Below are 15,366 nucleotides of genomic sequence, written 5' to 3'. Positions count from 1 at the left end.
GTAAACGCGGCGATCAGCCCTGTTTCTGGATTTCCACCTGGTGCGGATAGGGGATCTCGATCTCATTGACGTCGAACGCGATCTTGACCTTCTTGTTCATGTCAAAATGCAGGCCCCAGTAATCTGACGCCTTGCACCAGGCGCGCACCACATAATCAACGCTGGACGCGCCATGGGCTTTGACTTCCACAAACAGAGCCGGTTCCGCCATCACGCGGCTGTCGGCTTCAAACGTGGCGCGCAGCACCCCGATCACCTTCTCGATGTCATCGCCATAACCGGCCGAGAACACAAAGTCGCAGCGGCGCGTGGGGTAGGCGGAATAGTTGGTGATCACATCACCCCAGGATTGACCGTTGGGGATGATGATCTGGCGGTTATCGGGGGTGTTCAGCTCGGTATAGAACAAGGTGATGTCCTTGACCGAGCCTGACACGCCCGCAACCTCGACATAATCGCCGATCTTGTAGGGGCGGAAGAAGATGATCATCACGCCCGCCGCTACATTGGACAGCGTGCCCTGAAGGGCGAGACCGATGGCGAGCGAGGCGGCGCCGAGCACGGCGACCATGGAGGTGGTCTGAACCCCGAACCGGGTCAGGACGGCGATGATGACGATCGCCAGCACCAGATATTTGGCGATGGAGGCGAAAAAGCTCGCCAGCGTCCGATCCATTTTCGGATTACGGTCCGGGATGGAGCGGATGGTGCGTCCGATCGCACCAGCGATCATGAAGCCCACGATCAGAATGATCGCGGCCATCGCCACATTCATGGCCATCTGCAAGCCGATGGTGGTCAGGTATTCCTGAGCCCGTTGAAGATCAAAGGCGGAAGTGTCCATGAAAAGCGTCCCCGAACAGCCAGACGAAAGTCTTCGTTGAAGCCTTGGATATCACTGTTTCGCCGTAGGTGTGAGAGGCTTGGGGAGCATTTTCACAACCGTGTCGAGCGTATCCGCCTCGCCCGCGGGTTTGTCCCAGCGGATCCGGTGAATACGCGGAAAGCGCATGGCGACGCCGGATTTATGGCGGGGTGACCGGTTGAGCCCTTCAAACGCGATCTCCAGCACCAGGCCGAAATCAGGTCGGGCGGCGACTGAACGTACAGGCCCGAAGCGCTCAACGGTGTTGTCGCGGACGAATTTGTCGAGCTTTTTCAGTTCGTCGTCCGTGAACCCGAAATAGGCCTTACCCACCGGCGTCAGAACTTGTTCGCCCTCCTCTTCGCGCCAGACGCCGAAGGTGAAATCTGAATAGAAGCTTGACCGTTTGCCATGGCCGCGCTGGGCGTACATCAAAACGGCGTCGATCAGAAACGGGTCGCGTTTGTATTTCCACCAAGGTCCCTTGGGCCGTCCCGCCAGATAGGGGCTGTCCTTGCGTTTGATCATCACGCCTTCCGCCAGGGCGTGGGGCGGATCAGCACGCAGCGAGTCCAGGTCAGACCAATCTTCAAAGCGCACTGTTTCAGAGAGGTCGATCCGCGTCGATCCGGTTTGTTTGAGCATGCGCTCCAGTGTCTCGCGACGCTCGGTCAAAGGCAGGCTGCGCACATCCTCCTCGCCTTCCACCAGAATGTCATAGGCGCGAATGAAGCCGGGCAGGCGGGTCATCATCGTCTTGGAGACGGTCTTGCGATTGAGCCTTTGCTGAAGATCAGAGAACGGCGCCACCTGACCATCCGCCGTGCGGATCAATAACTCTCCATCAATCGCGCCTTCAAACTCCAGCGCGGCCAGAACGTCGGGGAAGGCATGCGAAATGTCGTCACCTGTCCGCGTGTAGAGACGGCGCACGCCCGCTTCGCTGACGGCCTGAATGCGAATGCCGTCCCATTTGTATTCGGCGAGAAAGTCACCAGGGTTCAGGCGCTCAAAGGCCCCATCATCAACCGGATGCGCCAGCATGACGGGGCGGAAGGGCGCCTTGGCGGCGTTGACGGGTTTGTCCGCTTTACCGTCGAGCCAGGCGAACAGGCTTTCATAGGGCGGCTCGAGCCCGTGCCACAGCTCTTCGATCTCGGTGACGTCCACATCGCCGAATTGCGCCAGGGCGGTTTTCGCGAGACGGGCCGAGACGCCGACGCGCAGCCCGCCGGTGACAAGTTTCAAAAGCGCCCATCGGCTTTGCGCGTCCAGCGCATCCAGCCAGCTTTCAATCAGCGCTGGCGCGCCCGCGCGGGTGACTGTGCTCAAGCCGTCGATGACCTCGACCAGGTCTGGCGGGCGGTTCGCGCCATGCTTTCGCGGCCAGATCAGCGCGGCGGTTTCGGCCAGATCGCCCACATAGTCATAAGACAGCTCGAAAAGGACCGGATCGACCCGCTCGCTGACAAGGCTGCGGATGGCGGCGGCCTTGGCGGTCTTGAAGTCCAGCGCCCCGGTCAGCGCCGCCAGCGCATAGCCGCGGTCAGGATCGGGCGTGGTGGAAAAATGATCCGCCAGAAGCCGCAATTTGCCATTGCGCTGAGGCGTATAGGACAATCGGTCCAGAAGGGTCGCAAAGCGTTCCATGCCTTGATCATATAGGCGCGCGGCCTGGATTTGCCGCCCGGAGGGTGCATTCGCTGTGATATCCTCAACCACTTTGGGTTTTCGTTTGCGTCGAGGCCCTGTATCCCTGTTTGCAATGAACAGGTTTAGCGGCGCGCTCAGCATGAAGGGCCGCTGTGGTGATGGGGAGCATCATGAGCGAACAAGAGCGCGCGAGCGCGCAGACCGAACACCAGACAGGCTTTCTGGGGCTGATTGAGCGAACGGGCAATCGACTGCCGGATCCGGCTTTTCTGTTTTTGTATCTGATTATCGCCATGGTCGTCATATCGACCGTGACCGCCATTGTCGGGCTGTCCGCGATCCACCCCACCCAGACCAACCCGGACGGCAGCGCGCTGATCGTCAATGCGCGCAGCGTGCTCAACCCTGAAAGCCTGCAGCATCTGCTGGTGGAAATGCCGGAAATCTTCACCGGCTTCCACCCTCTCGGCTATGTGCTGGTGGTGATGCTGGGCGCCGGCGTCGCCGAACGCGCAGGCTTGTTCGGCACGGCGATGCGCGCAGCGGTGCGCGACGTGCCGAAAATGCTGCTCACCCCGGCTGTGGCGCTGGTGGCGATGATGGGCAATCTGGCGGCGGACGCGGCCTATGTGGTGCTGATCCCACTGGCGGGCGTCATCTTCGCCGCTGCCGGGCGACACCCGGTTGCGGGCATCACGGCGGCCTTTGCGGGCGTGTCGGGCGGGTTCTCCGCGAACCTTTTGCCCGGTCAGCTCGACGCGCTGCTGTTTGGAGTGACCGAGGCGTCTGTGATCGCGCTGGTGCCGGACTGGACCATGAACATTGTCGGCAACTGGTATTTCATTGCCGCGATGACGTTTGTCTTCATGCCGGTGATCTGGTTTGTGACCGACCGCATCGTCGAGCCGCGCCTGGGTCCGTGGACCGGCGGCGCCTCGACCGCAGCCCAGCCGGGCGAGGATGATCCCGACGCCCCGCTGACGGACGGCCAGAAAAAAGGCATGTGGCGCGCGCTCTGGGCCGTTCTGGGCGTGTGTTTCCTGTGGCTGTTGATGGCGGTCGATCTGGTCGCGCTTGTCAGCTTTGGCGCGTTTTCCATGTATGGCGGCGATGTGCCGCTGCTGAACGAGGCCGCGCTGGAGGCGGGGCAGGGCGTCGCCATCGCCATGGTGCCCTTCTTCCAGTCGCTGGTGGCGGGCTTCATGATCCTGTTCTTGCTGGCGGGCGTCGCTTATGGCCAGGCCGCAGGCACGGTGAAAACCCATCGCGACGTGGTGTCGATGATGGCCGAAGCCATGAAGGATATGGGCTATTACCTCGTGCTGGCTTTCTTCGCGGCGTACTTCGTGGAGATGTTCAACCAGTCGAGCCTGGGGATCATCACGGCGGTGAACGGCGCGAACGCCATCGAGCAATCGGGCTTGCCTTTGCCGCTGGTGCTCGGTCTGATCGTCTTGTTCTCGGCGGTGCTGAACCTGTTTGTGGGCTCGGCCAGCGCCAAATGGGCGCTGATGGCGCCGGTTCTGGTGCCGATGCTGATGCTTTTGGGCGTCAGCCCGGAAATGGCGACGGCGGCTTACCGGGTGGGCGACGGCTCCACCAACATCATCACCCCGCTGATGGTGTATTTCCCGCTGGTTCTGATCTTCTGCCGCCGCTGGGTGGACAATTTCGGCATCGGATCGCTGACCGCCAGCATGCTGCCCTATTCGATCTGGCTGCTGATCTCGGGCATCATCATGACGATGGCCTGGGTCTTCCTCGGCCTGCCTTTGGGGCCGGGCGCGGAAGTGGGCTATGTCCTGCCGAACGCCAACTAATCAGACACGCGCCGGGGGCTCAGCCCCCGGCGTTTTCATTTCAGTCCGGAGGCGTTCATGCCTATTACGCTGCACCATCTCGAACTCTCCCGTTCCGAACGGATCATCTGGCTGCTGGAAGAGCTGAACGCGCCCTATGAGATCAAGCGCTATAAGCGCGACCCGCAAGTGCGCCTCGCCCCGCCCGAGCTGGCTGAGAAGCATCCCTTGGGCAAAGCGCCGCTCTTGGAGCTTGAGGACGGCACAGTGCTGGCGGAGACCGGCGCGATCGCGCAATACCTTTTGGATACGTTTGACCCCGACCACGCGCTGCACCCTGCGCCGGACGCGCCGGGACGTTTGAAATTCCTTGAATGGATGCATGCTTCAGAAGGCGCGGTCTTCCTGCCCTTCCTGATGAGCACCTATTGCGAGGCGACGGGGCTGAAAGACTCCCTGCTCGATCAGTTCATGGACGGCGAGCGCGCCAAAGCCTTCGCTCATATCGAGCGCCATCTCAGCCAGAATGATTATTTCGCAGGCGAACAATTCAGCGCCGCAGATTGCCTGATGGGCTTCCAGCTCGACGCCATCGCCAAGCGCGGCGGCGTGAAAGACGGCTCAGCGCTCAAAGCCTGGCTCGACCGGGTGCAGCAGCGCGACGCCTATAAGGCGATGCGGCAGGTGACGGCGGAGGATTAGAGCGTCATCGCCTCAGAGATCAGATCCTCGCTGGCGTCTTCCAGAATGGCGTCCATCGCTTCGCCATGGCGGATGGGTTCTCGGCCCACTTCCAGCATCACAGGAACCGCCAGCGGGCTGATCTGATCAAGATGCACCGCCTCCACATGGCCGGCCACGCGCACCAGCGCATCTGACAGGCGGCGCACATCGAGCAGGCCCGCCGCGGCGTCCGCCCAGGCCGCCTGCATCAGGATGTGATCAGGCTCGTGATCACGCAGCACATTGTAGATGAGGTCGGCGGAGAAGGTGACCTGACGTCCCGTCTTCTCCTGCCCCGGAAAGCGCCGCTCGATCAGCCCGGCGATAAGGGCGCAATTGCGGAAGGTGCGCTTCATCAGATCGCTTTCGGCCAGCCAGGCGTCGAGATCATCGCCCATCATGTCTTCGGAAAACAGCGCGCTCATATCCACGTCCGAGAGGTCCTTGCGGCCCCAGACCGCCAGCGCGTATTCATTCGCCACAAAGCCCAAAGGCTGTTTGCCCTGCCGTTCGAGCCGCCGTGTGACCAGCATGCCCAGCGTCTGATGCGCCAACCGTCCTTCAAACGGATAGCAGACCAGCCAGCTCTTTCCGGCCCGCGGGAAGGTCTCAACGAGCAGGCTATCGGGCGCGGGCAGTTTTGATTTGCGCTTTTGGATCTCCAGCCAGTCGCGCACCTGTTCGGGCAAGAGGTTCCAGCGATCGGGAGTATGCACCAGCTCGCGCACGCGGGCGGCGAGATAGGTGGAGTAGGGGAACTTCCCGCCCTCAAAGCTGGGGATTTTCGGATCCTCGGCGCTCGATCGGCTGACCAGGCAATCGCCACCGCTCACCCCTTCAAAGCTCAGGATCTGACCCGCAAACATGAAGGTGTCGCCAGGGCTCAGCTGATCGGTGAACCATTCCTCGACCTGACCCAGCATCTTGCCGCCCATCAGGGTCGCGCCCTGCGTGCCGCCCGTGCTTGAGACTTCGCCGGGCCGCACCAATCCCTGATGACCGCGCCCGTGCCGGGGCTTTGATGCGCCGGTCTTACGCGCCAGACGGACATTGAGCATGGGCGCTTCGATAATCGTGCCCACATTCATGCGGTGGCGCTGGGCCACATCGCGATTGCGGGCCCGCCACAGCCCGTCGCGGGTCTTCACCAGACGCTTGAACCGGTCATAACTCCCCAGAGCATAGCCGCCATCGGCAATGAAGGTCAGCACCCGGTCAAAGGTCTCCCGGTCCAGCTCGGCATAGGGGGCCGCGGCGGTGATTTCGCAATAGAGCGCATCGGCGTCGAACGGATCGCCACACGCGCGGCCCATCACATGCTGGGCCAGAACGTCCAGCGCGCCCGCTTTCAGCGGGTCGCCGTCCAGCGCGCCCGCCAAGACCGCCTCGCGGGCGCAAGCGCATTCGAGATGCTCGAACCGGTTTGTGGGAACCAGCATGGCGCGGCTCGATGCATCCAGCCGGTGATTGGCGCGGCCCAGGCGCTGCAGCAAGCGCGATGTGCCTTTGGGTGCGCCCATCTGGATCACCAGGTCCACATCTCCCCAATCAATCCCCAGATCGAGGGTGGAGGTGCAGACCACGGCTTTCAGAACGCCTGCGCCCATGGCCGCCTCCACCTTGCGGCGCTGCTCGACGGACAGCGAGCCGTGATGCAGCGCGATGGGCAGACTGTCCTCGTTGAGGGACCAGAGCTCCTGAAACACCATCTCGGCCTGCGCGCGGGTGTTCACGAAGATCAGCGCCGTGCCCGCGCCTTTGATCTGCTCATAAACGTCGCTCATGGCGTGGCGGCCGGAATGGCCCGACCAGGGGATGCGCTCGTCGGGCGTCATCACCTCGACCTCCGGCGCCGCGCCGGCGCTGCCGCGGACGATGCGGGCGAAGCGGGCTTGACCCGGCTCGGTTTGCGCCGCCAGCCAGCGCGCATGACCCATCTCGTCCTTCACCGTGGCGGACAGGCCCACTCGGCGCATCTTGGGCGCATAGTGCTGGAGCGCAGCAAGCCCCAGCGCCAGCAGATCCCCGCGTTTGGCGGGGGCGAGGGCGTGCACCTCGTCGATGATCACGCATTTGAGGTCTTCAAAGAAGGCGCTGGCGTTTTCCTGCGCGCAGAACAACGCGATCTGTTCGGGCGTGGTCAAAAGGATGTCGGGGGGCTTGGCGCGCTGGCGCGTGCGTTTGGAGGCGGGCGTATCACCGGTGCGGGTTTCGACCCGCAGGTTCAGCCCCATCTCCTCGATCGGCGTCATCAAATTGCGCGCCACATCCTGGCTCAGCGCTTTCAGCGGGCTGACATACAGCGTGTGAAGCCGGTGGGGCCGGTCCTTGCCGCCCGCATCTGCGATCTCTGCCAGATCCATCAGGCTGGGCAGGAAACCGCCCAAAGTCTTGCCGCCGCCCGTGGGCGCGATCAGCAGCGCATCCTCGCCCGCCTCAGCTGCGGCGACCATCTCGCGCTGGTGCGCGCGCGGCGTCCAGCCCCGGCTCTCAAACCAGGCTTCAAAGCGATCGGGCAGGGCGGGGAGGGATGTGTGCTTCATCAACAAAAGAGATAGCATGGGCGCGGGCCGGGCAAAGCCTTTCCTCTGCGCGCATCAGGCCCTAGTCTCGCGCGCGACATCATAACTTCCGAGGAGACGCCCGTTGCGCACCGCCCTGTTCGCTTTCGCATCCGTTCTGGCCCTGACCGCCTGCAGCCAGCCCGCCGCCGAGACCGAAGCGCCTGCCGAAACGCAAGCCGCGGCGTCTGGTATTCTGGCGCCCACATATCCTGAGAGCCGGACTGTGGATCAGGCGGATGTCTACGCCTCCGCCGCTGAGGGCGAAGTGGCGGTGTCCGATCCCTATCGCTGGCTGGAACAGGATGTGCGCGTCTCTGAAGACGTGGCGAACTGGGTCGAGGCGCAGACGGAAACCACCACCGCTTATCTCGATCAGCTGCCCGGCCGTGAACGCATCGCCGAGCGCCTGGCCGAACTGTGGAATTATGAGCGGTATGGTCTGCCCACCAGTCGCGAGACGACAGACGGGCTGCGCTATTTCTTCTCGCGCAACGACGGTTTGCAGGACCAGTCGGTGTTCATGGTCCAGGATGGGCTGAATGGCGAGGCGCGTGCGCTGATTGATCCCAATGAGTGGGCGGCGGACGGCACGACGGCGCTGGCCGGGACAGTCCCGAGTCCGGATGGGACGACGCTCGCCTATCTGATCGCCGATGGCGGGTCGGACTGGCGCTCGATCCGCGTGATGGATGTGGAGACCGGCGAACAGCTCGGCGATGAAATCGAATGGGTGAAGTTCTCGCCCCTCAGCTGGGCCAAGGACGGCTCGGGCTTTTATTATTCGCGCTATCCCGCGCCGGAAGAGGGCGAGGCGTTCACCGCGCTCAACCTCAATCAGGCGATCTATTTCCACGCGCTGGGGACCGATCAGAGCGAAGACGTTCAGATCATGGCCGATCCTGACGCCCCTGACGTGGGCTGGCGCGGTTCGGTCAGCGATGACGGGCGCTATCTGGTCATCACTTCGTCCACCGGCACGGACGGCAATGGCGTGCATATCCTCGACCTTGAGGCCGGAGGCGCGGCGCCGGTCGAGGTTTTTGCAGGCTTTGGCAACAACCATTCCTATGTGGGCAATCAGGGCGAGACCTTCTTCTTCCAGACTGATCTGGACGCGCCCAATGGCCGGATTGTCTCGGTGTCGCTGGCGGATCCGCAAACCCTCACGGATGTGGTGGCTGAAGGCGACGGCCCCATCACCGGGGCGGACCATGTGGGCGGGCATCTGATCGTTGAGACCATGCGCGATGTAGCGAGCGCGGTGAGCGTTTACACGCCGGACGGTGACTTCGTGCGCGAGGTGGAGCTGCCCGGCCTTGGTGTGGCGTCAGGCTTTGGCGGCTCGCCGGAGCGGTCTGAGACGTTTTATGCCTATGAAAGCCTCAACCAGCCCGCTGCCCTCTACCGTTATGATGTCGAGACCGGTGAGAGCGAAGTGTTCCGCGCACCGGATCTGACCTTCAACCCGGACGACTATGTGGTCAGCCAGACCTTCTATGACAGCACGGGCGGCGCGCAGATCCCGATGTTCGTGGCCCACCACCGTGACGTCGATCCCAATGGCGTCCGCCCGACGCTGATCTATGGCTATGGCGGCTTCGCCATCACCCGCCGTCCAGACTTTGACGTGCGGCGGTTGCAATGGATGGAGATGGGCGGCGTATACGCCATCGCCAATCTGCGTGGCGGTTCAGCCTATGGCCGGGACTGGCATGACGCCGGGCGCCTCGCCAACAAGCAGAACGTCTTTGACGACTTCATCAATGCCGGTCACGCCCTGATCGATATGGGCTGGACCAGCCCCGATCACCTCGCCATCCATGGCCGTTCCAATGGCGGGCTTCTGGTGGGCGCGGTGGCCAATCAGGCGCCGGGCCTGTTCGCGGCCGCGCTGCCGGCGGTGGGCGTGATGGACATGCTGCGCTTTAATCAGTTCACCGCAGGCCGGTTCTGGGTGGATGATTATGGCAGCCCGCAGGATCCTGAACTGTTTGACGTGCTCTATGGCTATTCGCCCTATCACAACATCCCGCAGACGGGCGAGTATCCCGCCACCCTCATCACCACCGCCGATACCGATGACCGGGTGGTTCCGGGCCATTCGTTCAAATACGCGGCGGCCCTGCAGGCGGCTCAGACGGGCGACGCGCCGACCCTGATCCGGATTGAGACCCGCGCCGGGCATGGCGCCGGCACGCCGGTGTCCAAGCTGATCGAGGAAGCCGCCGATCGCTGGGCCTTCATCGCCTATCATACGGGGCTCGAGATCGAGGATTAGAGGCCTGTGAATGAATGAGCTGAAAACCCCGGAGCCTCGCTCCGGGGTTTTTTGTCTTCCAGGCCGGGGCGAGGTAATATGTAGCCTCAGTCATTTAGAGTGAGGCCATCATGAGCGACGCAGAAAACCTGGACCGTCTGGAAGCCCTGTTTGAGGCTGTGCGGTCCCAGTGTCCGCGTCCTGAAAAACTGGCGGCCTGGCTGTCCGCCTCCACCTTGCTCACTTGCGAGGACACGCCCGAAGCGTTGGCGCAGACCGTGAGCGGGACACACGCTCAGCTGCGCGCCGAGCTGGGATGGCGGTCGCCGACAGGCGTCCTGCGCTGGCTCTACGCCGCCATGCTGACCCAGAGCGATGTGCCGGTGGAGCGCTTTCTGGCCGCGCGCACAGCCTTGCGCGAGGGTGCGAGCGGCTTCAAGCGGATGAGCCTTCATGCGGGCGGCGCTCGGGCGGCGCTCATGCTCTGCATCGGATCAAAAGACGACACCCCGATCGAGCGCTTTTTCGAGATGCGCGAGGCTCTGGCGCCGCCCTGGTGGCGGGCGAATGCGGCGGTGACCGACACGTATGCCGCGATCCATGCGGCGCGCGGTGATGATCCTGCCGAGGTTCTGGCGCGCCGCACGGCGGCGGAAGCCGTGTTCGAGGCGCATCCCCGCGCCCGCGGACATCGCCGTGACGGCGCCAAGCTCTGCGCCCTTCTGGGCGTGGATCCCAGAGAGGCGCTGGCGCGGTTCAAGGCCCTGGATGCCGCGCGACAGACGTACAAGCCCTTGCGGCGCTACGCCTTCCGCCAAAGCTATCTGCTGTGGGCGGTGCAGGGGCTGACCGTTGAGGACGCGCTCGCCATCCATGAGGTGCGCGAGGCTCTGCCGCGTTCGGTCAGCTCGACCGGCGGGGCGCGCACCGCCCTGGCGCATCTGGTCCACACCGCAGGCCGAAACGGCGTCCAGGATGGCGCGCTCAGCGCGATGGACGCCGTGATGGCGGCGCAGATGGCCATGATGGTGTCTGTGATCGCGGCGACCAGCGTCGTGACCACCACCAGCGCCAGCTCGAACGGATCAAGTACTTAAAGTCGCATTGACTCTATCGCGCGCAACTCTGTGACGAGCCGTTAACCGGCGCGGGTGGACACTCCAACTCATGCGGCGTGCGCATGTGGTTGCAGTTTTCTGGACGGGGCGAAGTGGGTCATGCGTCTTATGAATGTCAGAGGCCTGAGGGCGACGGCGCCACGTGATGCGGTCACAGCGCGCTACTTCAACAATGACCGACCGGTTCAGGCGCGTCATGCGCGCTTGGTGTCTGCGGGCGATTTGCACTAGAACCGCCCGTATTCGAGCGGCGCCGCTTTCTCTCCCCCCTCGAGCGGCGCCGCTCACTCCCTTCAGCCCTATAGGTTTCCCAGTCTGCCAAGACGCCCTATGTCTCTGGCATGATCCGACCTGATCAGCTTTTACGCGAAACAGAACGCGGCCTGTGGTGCGAACCGGGCGGCTTTTTTATTGATCCCATGCGTCCCGCTGAGCGGGCGCTGGTCACTCATGGCCATGCCGATCATGCCCGCGCCGGTCATGAGCGCGTCCTGGCCACGCCCGAAACCCTCGCCATCATGGCGGCGCGCTATGGCGAAGCGTTCACGCCGAACCCGGCCTCTATCAATTACGGCGAGCGTTTGAAGATCGGCGAGGTGGAGGTCAGCTTTCATCCCGCAGGGCATGTGCTGGGCAGCGCGCAAATCCGTCTCGACTGGAAGGGTCTGGTGATCGGCGTATCGGGCGATTACAAGCGTCGCCGCGATCCGACTTGCGCCGGGTTCGAGGTGTTTCCCGCCCATGTCTATGTAACCGAGGCGACCTTTGCGCTCCCGGTCTTCCGCCATCCAGACGACGCCGGAGAGATCGCCAAGCTTCTGAAGAGCGTCAGGCAGAATCCGGACCGCGCCCATCTGGTGGGCGCCTATGCGCTGGGCAAGGCGCAGCGCGTGATCTGTCTGTTGAGAGAGGCGGGCTATGAGGCGCCGATCTATATTCATGGCGCGATGGAGCAGCTGTGCGCGCTTTATGAAGAGCATGGCGTCGCGCTGGGGCCGCTCGAAAAGGCGACGATCAAGGACGCCAGCGGCGCCAAGCAGGACTTCGCCGGGCAGATCGTCATCGCGCCGCCCTCGTCGTTTCAGACTGCGTGGGCGCGGCGCTTCCCGGATCCTGTGATCTGCTTCGCCTCGGGCTGGATGCAGGTGCGCGCGCGGGCGCGGCAACGCGGGGTCGAGCTGCCGCTGATCCTGTCAGACCATGCCGACTGGGATGAGCTGACCCAGACCATCACGGACGTGAACCCCGACGAAGTGTGGATCACCCATGGCCGCGATGACGCCCTGGCGCGCTGGGCGGAGCTGGAAGGCTATAAGGCGCGCCCCTTGTCGTTGGCAGGCTATGAAGACGAGGATGACTAGCGTCTTGCTTCGATCCCCCGCGACCGCCTAAGTGACGCTATGACCGACGCCCTTCGTACGCCGCTGACCGAGCCTGTCTTCATGACGGTGAACGACGCCCGACTGATCGCGGATCCGTCCGGCGTGGCCTATTGGCCCGATGAAAGCGTATTGCTGGTCAGCGATTTGCACTTTGAAAAGGGCAGCGCCTATGCGGCGCGCGGCCAGCTCTTGCCGCCCTATGACACGCGCGCCACGCTCAAACGTCTCGGGGCGGCGATGGCGCTCTATCAGCCGCGTTCGGTGGTGGCGCTGGGCGACAGCTTTCATGATCTGGGCGCGGACGGGCGCATGGCGCCTGATGACGCCGAGACGCTATCAGCGCTCGTCGCGACTGTTGAAGACTGGCTGTGGATCGAGGGCAATCACGACCCGAAACCCCCTGCGCGCTTTGGCGGCCGGGCCGGGTTCGAGCTGACGCTGGGGCCCTTGCATCTCCGCCATGAACCCCAGCCAGGTGAGCGACCGGGCGAGGTGGCGGGGCATCTGCATCCGTGCGCTAAAATCAGCGGCCAGGGGCGCCGGGTGCGGCGGCGCTGTTTCGCGACCGACGGCCAGCGCCTGATCCTGCCGGCCTTCGGGGCGTATACGGGCGGGCTCAATGTCTGTGATATCGCTTATGCGCCGCTCTTCCGACGCCGCCCGCACGCCTACATGCTGGGCCGTGAGCGGGTCTATGCCGTCAATGGCGCGAAGCTGTTGGGCGATTAGAGGCTGAAAGTGGGCGAGCTGCGCACGAAGGCGGTCAGCCCGAGGCACAGCACCGCCACCGCCGTCAGAAGAAAGCGCAGCGGCAGATACCAGCGCGGGAAGGTCGCGCCGCGGATGGCGCTGCGGTCCCACAGGAACTGAATCACAAAGCCTGCGATCAAGACGCCCCAACCCGTCAGCTCCAGATCCAGCGGCAGTCCGGGGCGGTTCCATACCTGCATGACCACGGCGATCCAGCCGGCGAGGCTGATCATGATGGACAAGAGCATCACGCCTGAACGCGGATTGTCAGACCGGATCACCAGCTCGCTCGACCAACGCCCGCCCGCCAGAAATGACAAGATCACGGCGGCGTAGACGGGCAGGGCGGTGGCGGCTTGAAGCGCGGCCTGGCCGCCCACCATGACGCCAAGCGCGCCGGCGATGAAGGGCAGCAATCCGCCAAATCCCAAAATCAGAACCAGGGCGGGAGCTTCGCTAAGGCGTTGCATAAAGAGGCCTCGTATCACAATTGGAGCCGGTTTAACGGCGCTGGGTGACCGCCGCTGCGGTCCATCCGGCCAGCATGGCCAGCAGGACCGAGATCAAGGCGTACACGACCGGGCGGTTCTGGGCCAGATCATAGATGGTGCGTTCCGCGCCCGCCTTGACCACCGTCAGTTCTGTGCGACGGGTCGCTATGGGTTGTCCATCCCGGAACAGGTAAACATCCGCGTTATACTGACCTGTGGGCGTGGTGGGCGGCAAGACGACCCGCGCCCGAAACAATCCGCCCTCCAGAACCTCGACGCCGCCCGGCGCCTCGGCATAGAGCCCGCGCCGCGCCTTGTTGCGCACAAGAGCCGCGCGATACTCGACGATTTCACCCCCCAGATCGGTCACCAGCACGTCGCGCACGCCAAACAGAGTTTCCCGGCGAATGCTTTCAGGCGCGAACAATCGCACATGATCCATGCCGATCTGATTGCGGCGCAAGGCGGAAAAGCTCGCGAATTCGGGCAGGGGCCGGGTGGAGGCGACGGCGTAATAGCCCGCCACATCCTCAAAGCGCACCGGGGCGGCGTTGATCCAGATGCCCAGAACCCGGCGTTTGCGCATCACGCGCAGATCGCCTTCGGGGCCGCGCACGGCGACCACAATGTCATCGCCCTCCTCAAGGCCGATCGCGGCGCCGTACAGCGTCAACTCGGCGCCGGCGAAGGTCGAGCGGATTTCAACCACATCCTCGGTTAGCGCCGCCGCGATCTGGGCGGGCGGCTGCACGCCTTCGGGCGGCGCGGCGTGGGCGCCAGCGCTGGCGAGAAGCGCCCCCAGAAGACAGAGCAGCAAGGCGTGGGCGGTCATCACATCCCCCCGCGCGCTTGCATCAGCACGAACATGTCCACCGGCGTGCTGGTCAGATCCCACAACAGCTTCAGACAAACGCTGACCACCATCAGCGCCAGCAGGGCGCGCAATTCCTCCGCCGGGATCTTGCTGGTGAAGCGCGCCCCGATCTGCGCGCCGACTACGCCGCCCAGGATCAATATGCCCGCCAGCACCATGTCCACGGTCTGGTTCTGCACCGCCTGCAGAAAGCTCGTGAGCGAGGCGACGAACAGGATCTGAAACAGCGAAGTGCCGATCACCACATTGGTGGGCATGCGCAAGAGATAGATCATGGCGGGGACCATGACGAAGCCGCCGCCCACCCCCATCAGCGCCGCCAGCACGCCCACCAGGAAGCCGATGGCGATGGGGGGGATCACGCTCATATACAGTCCAGAGACGCCGAAGCGGGTCTTGAAGGGCAGGGCGTCGATCAGGCCGCGCTTGCGGCGTTTGGGGCGGACGGGGCCGCCCGCGCTGCGGCGGCGGCGAATGGCGTTGACGCTTTCAACCAGCATCAAACTGCCGATGACGCCCAGAAAGCCCACATAACAAAGCGAGATGACCAGATCGATCTGGCCGAGCCGTTGTAACAGCCCAAACAGCTGAACGCCCGAGACGGAGCCGACAATGCCGCCCGCCAGCAGCACCAGCCCCATTTTGACGTCCAGCGTCTTGCGCCGGAAATGGGCGAGTGCGCCGGAGACCGAGCTCGCCACGATCTGATTGGCCTGGGTGGACACCGCCACGGCGGGCGGAATGCCCAGAAAGATCAAGATCGGCGTCATCAGGAACCCGCCGCCGACGCCGAACAGGCCCGACAGGAACCCCACGCCCAAGCCCAGGCCGAGCAACAGCCAGAGGTTTAAGGAAATCTCGGCGATGGGCAGGTAGATCTGCACCGCCCC

The 15,366-nt window shown here is 63.8% G+C and carries 12 protein-coding genes; 6 read left to right on the top strand and 6 right to left on the bottom strand.

The annotated features are described in order from the left end of the window. Positions 1–13: 13 nt before the first annotated feature. Both ACQ66J_RS03505 and ACQ66J_RS03500 read right to left on the bottom strand, forming a co-directional pair. Positions 14–844 (bottom strand): mechanosensitive ion channel family protein, encoded by an 831-nt coding sequence (locus tag ACQ66J_RS03505; RefSeq protein ID WP_430430505.1) that lies wholly within the window; start codon positions 842–844, stop codon positions 14–16. Between the two features lie 51 nt (positions 845–895). Then, on the bottom strand, positions 896–2,515 hold the full coding sequence (locus ACQ66J_RS03500; protein WP_430430504.1) for a cisplatin damage response ATP-dependent DNA ligase: 1,620 nt from the start codon (positions 2,513–2,515) through the stop codon (positions 896–898). A gap of 173 nt (positions 2,516–2,688) precedes the next feature. On the opposite strand from ACQ66J_RS03500, the gene ACQ66J_RS03495 reads away from it, so the two are divergent. Together ACQ66J_RS03495 and ACQ66J_RS03490 are read left to right on the top strand one after the other, a co-directional pair. Then, positions 2,689–4,338 carry an AbgT family transporter gene (locus tag ACQ66J_RS03495; protein WP_430430503.1) on the top strand — a complete coding sequence of 550 codons (1,650 nt, stop codon included), beginning with the start codon at positions 2,689–2,691 and terminating at the stop codon, positions 4,336–4,338. A 57-nt stretch (positions 4,339–4,395) separates the two neighbouring features. Beyond that, positions 4,396–5,019: a glutathione S-transferase family protein gene (locus ACQ66J_RS03490; protein ID WP_430430502.1), complete on the top strand. Its 624-nt coding sequence runs from the start codon at positions 4,396–4,398 to the stop codon at positions 5,017–5,019. Here ACQ66J_RS03490 and ACQ66J_RS03485 read toward each other — a convergent pair. After that, positions 5,016–7,583, bottom strand: coding sequence for a ligase-associated DNA damage response DEXH box helicase (locus ACQ66J_RS03485; RefSeq protein WP_430430501.1), 2,568 nt, complete (start codon positions 7,581–7,583; stop codon positions 5,016–5,018). The two genes, ACQ66J_RS03490 and ACQ66J_RS03485, sit on opposite strands and share 4 nt — an antisense overlap. 103 nt (positions 7,584–7,686) lie before the next feature. Here ACQ66J_RS03485 and ACQ66J_RS03480 point away from each other — a divergent pair, with 103 nt between their 5' ends. From ACQ66J_RS03480 to pdeM, 4 genes are all read left to right on the top strand, one after another. After that, positions 7,687–9,882, top strand: a complete 2,196-nt coding sequence (locus ACQ66J_RS03480; RefSeq protein ID WP_430430500.1) for a prolyl oligopeptidase family serine peptidase — start codon at positions 7,687–7,689, stop codon at positions 9,880–9,882. Positions 9,883–9,992: 110 nt separating this feature from the next. Then, entirely contained in the window at positions 9,993–10,958 is a 966-nt protein-coding gene (locus tag ACQ66J_RS03475) for a hypothetical protein (protein ID WP_430430499.1), read from the top strand. Between the two features lie 362 nt (positions 10,959–11,320). Next, complete coding sequence (locus ACQ66J_RS03470; protein WP_430430498.1) at positions 11,321–12,340, top strand: ligase-associated DNA damage response exonuclease; 1,020 nt, start codon at positions 11,321–11,323, stop codon at positions 12,338–12,340. Positions 12,341–12,379: 39 nt separating this feature from the next. Next, entirely contained in the window at positions 12,380–13,090 is a 711-nt protein-coding gene (gene pdeM, locus ACQ66J_RS03465) for a ligase-associated DNA damage response endonuclease PdeM (protein WP_430430497.1), read from the top strand. Here the strand turns inward: pdeM and ACQ66J_RS03460 are convergent. Genes ACQ66J_RS03460 through ACQ66J_RS03450 form a run of 3 tightly spaced genes read right to left on the bottom strand, consistent with a single transcriptional unit; the run spans position 13,087 to position 15,360 of the window. Beyond that, positions 13,087–13,581, bottom strand: a complete 495-nt coding sequence (locus tag ACQ66J_RS03460) for a DUF3429 domain-containing protein (RefSeq protein WP_375548467.1) — start codon at positions 13,579–13,581, stop codon at positions 13,087–13,089. The two genes, pdeM and ACQ66J_RS03460, sit on opposite strands and share 4 nt — an antisense overlap. A 31-nt stretch (positions 13,582–13,612) precedes the next feature. Then, positions 13,613–14,434 carry a TIGR02186 family protein gene (locus tag ACQ66J_RS03455; protein WP_375548468.1) on the bottom strand — a complete coding sequence of 274 codons (822 nt, stop codon included), beginning with the start codon at positions 14,432–14,434 and terminating at the stop codon, positions 13,613–13,615. Next, on the bottom strand, positions 14,434–15,360 hold the full coding sequence (locus ACQ66J_RS03450) for a sulfite exporter TauE/SafE family protein (protein WP_375548469.1): 927 nt from the start codon (positions 15,358–15,360) through the stop codon (positions 14,434–14,436). Before ACQ66J_RS03450 ends, ACQ66J_RS03455 begins: the two co-directional genes overlap by 1 nt. Positions 15,361–15,366: the final 6 nt, after the last annotated feature.

The organism is Oceanicaulis sp. (assembly GCF_965284345.1).
GTDB lineage: Bacteria > Pseudomonadota > Alphaproteobacteria > Caulobacterales > Maricaulaceae > Oceanicaulis > Oceanicaulis alexandrii_A.
Note: the sequence above shows the minus strand (reverse complement) of the source record. Positions and strands in the feature narration are given on the sequence as shown.

Bases quoted from the DNA above. Each gene is read 5' to 3' on its own strand.
- ACQ66J_RS03505 (WP_430430505.1), bottom strand. From the start codon at position 844: ATGGACACTTCCGCCTTTGATCTTCAACGGGCTCAGGAATACCTGACC.
- ACQ66J_RS03500 (WP_430430504.1), bottom strand. From the start codon at position 2,515: ATGGAACGCTTTGCGACCCTTCTGGACCGATTGTCCTATACGCCTCAG.
- ACQ66J_RS03495 (WP_430430503.1), top strand. From the start codon at position 2,689: ATGAGCGAACAAGAGCGCGCGAGCGCGCAGACCGAACACCAGACAGGC.
- ACQ66J_RS03490 (WP_430430502.1), top strand. From the start codon at position 4,396: ATGCCTATTACGCTGCACCATCTCGAACTCTCCCGTTCCGAACGGATC.
- ACQ66J_RS03485 (WP_430430501.1), bottom strand. From the start codon at position 7,583: ATGAAGCACACATCCCTCCCCGCCCTGCCCGATCGCTTTGAAGCCTGG.
- ACQ66J_RS03475 (WP_430430499.1), top strand. From the start codon at position 9,993: ATGAGCGACGCAGAAAACCTGGACCGTCTGGAAGCCCTGTTTGAGGCT.
- ACQ66J_RS03470 (WP_430430498.1), top strand. From the start codon at position 11,321: ATGATCCGACCTGATCAGCTTTTACGCGAAACAGAACGCGGCCTGTGG.
- pdeM (WP_430430497.1), top strand. From the start codon at position 12,380: ATGACCGACGCCCTTCGTACGCCGCTGACCGAGCCTGTCTTCATGACG.
- ACQ66J_RS03460 (WP_375548467.1), bottom strand. From the start codon at position 13,581: ATGCAACGCCTTAGCGAAGCTCCCGCCCTGGTTCTGATTTTGGGATTT.
- ACQ66J_RS03455 (WP_375548468.1), bottom strand. From the start codon at position 14,434: ATGACCGCCCACGCCTTGCTGCTCTGTCTTCTGGGGGCGCTTCTCGCC.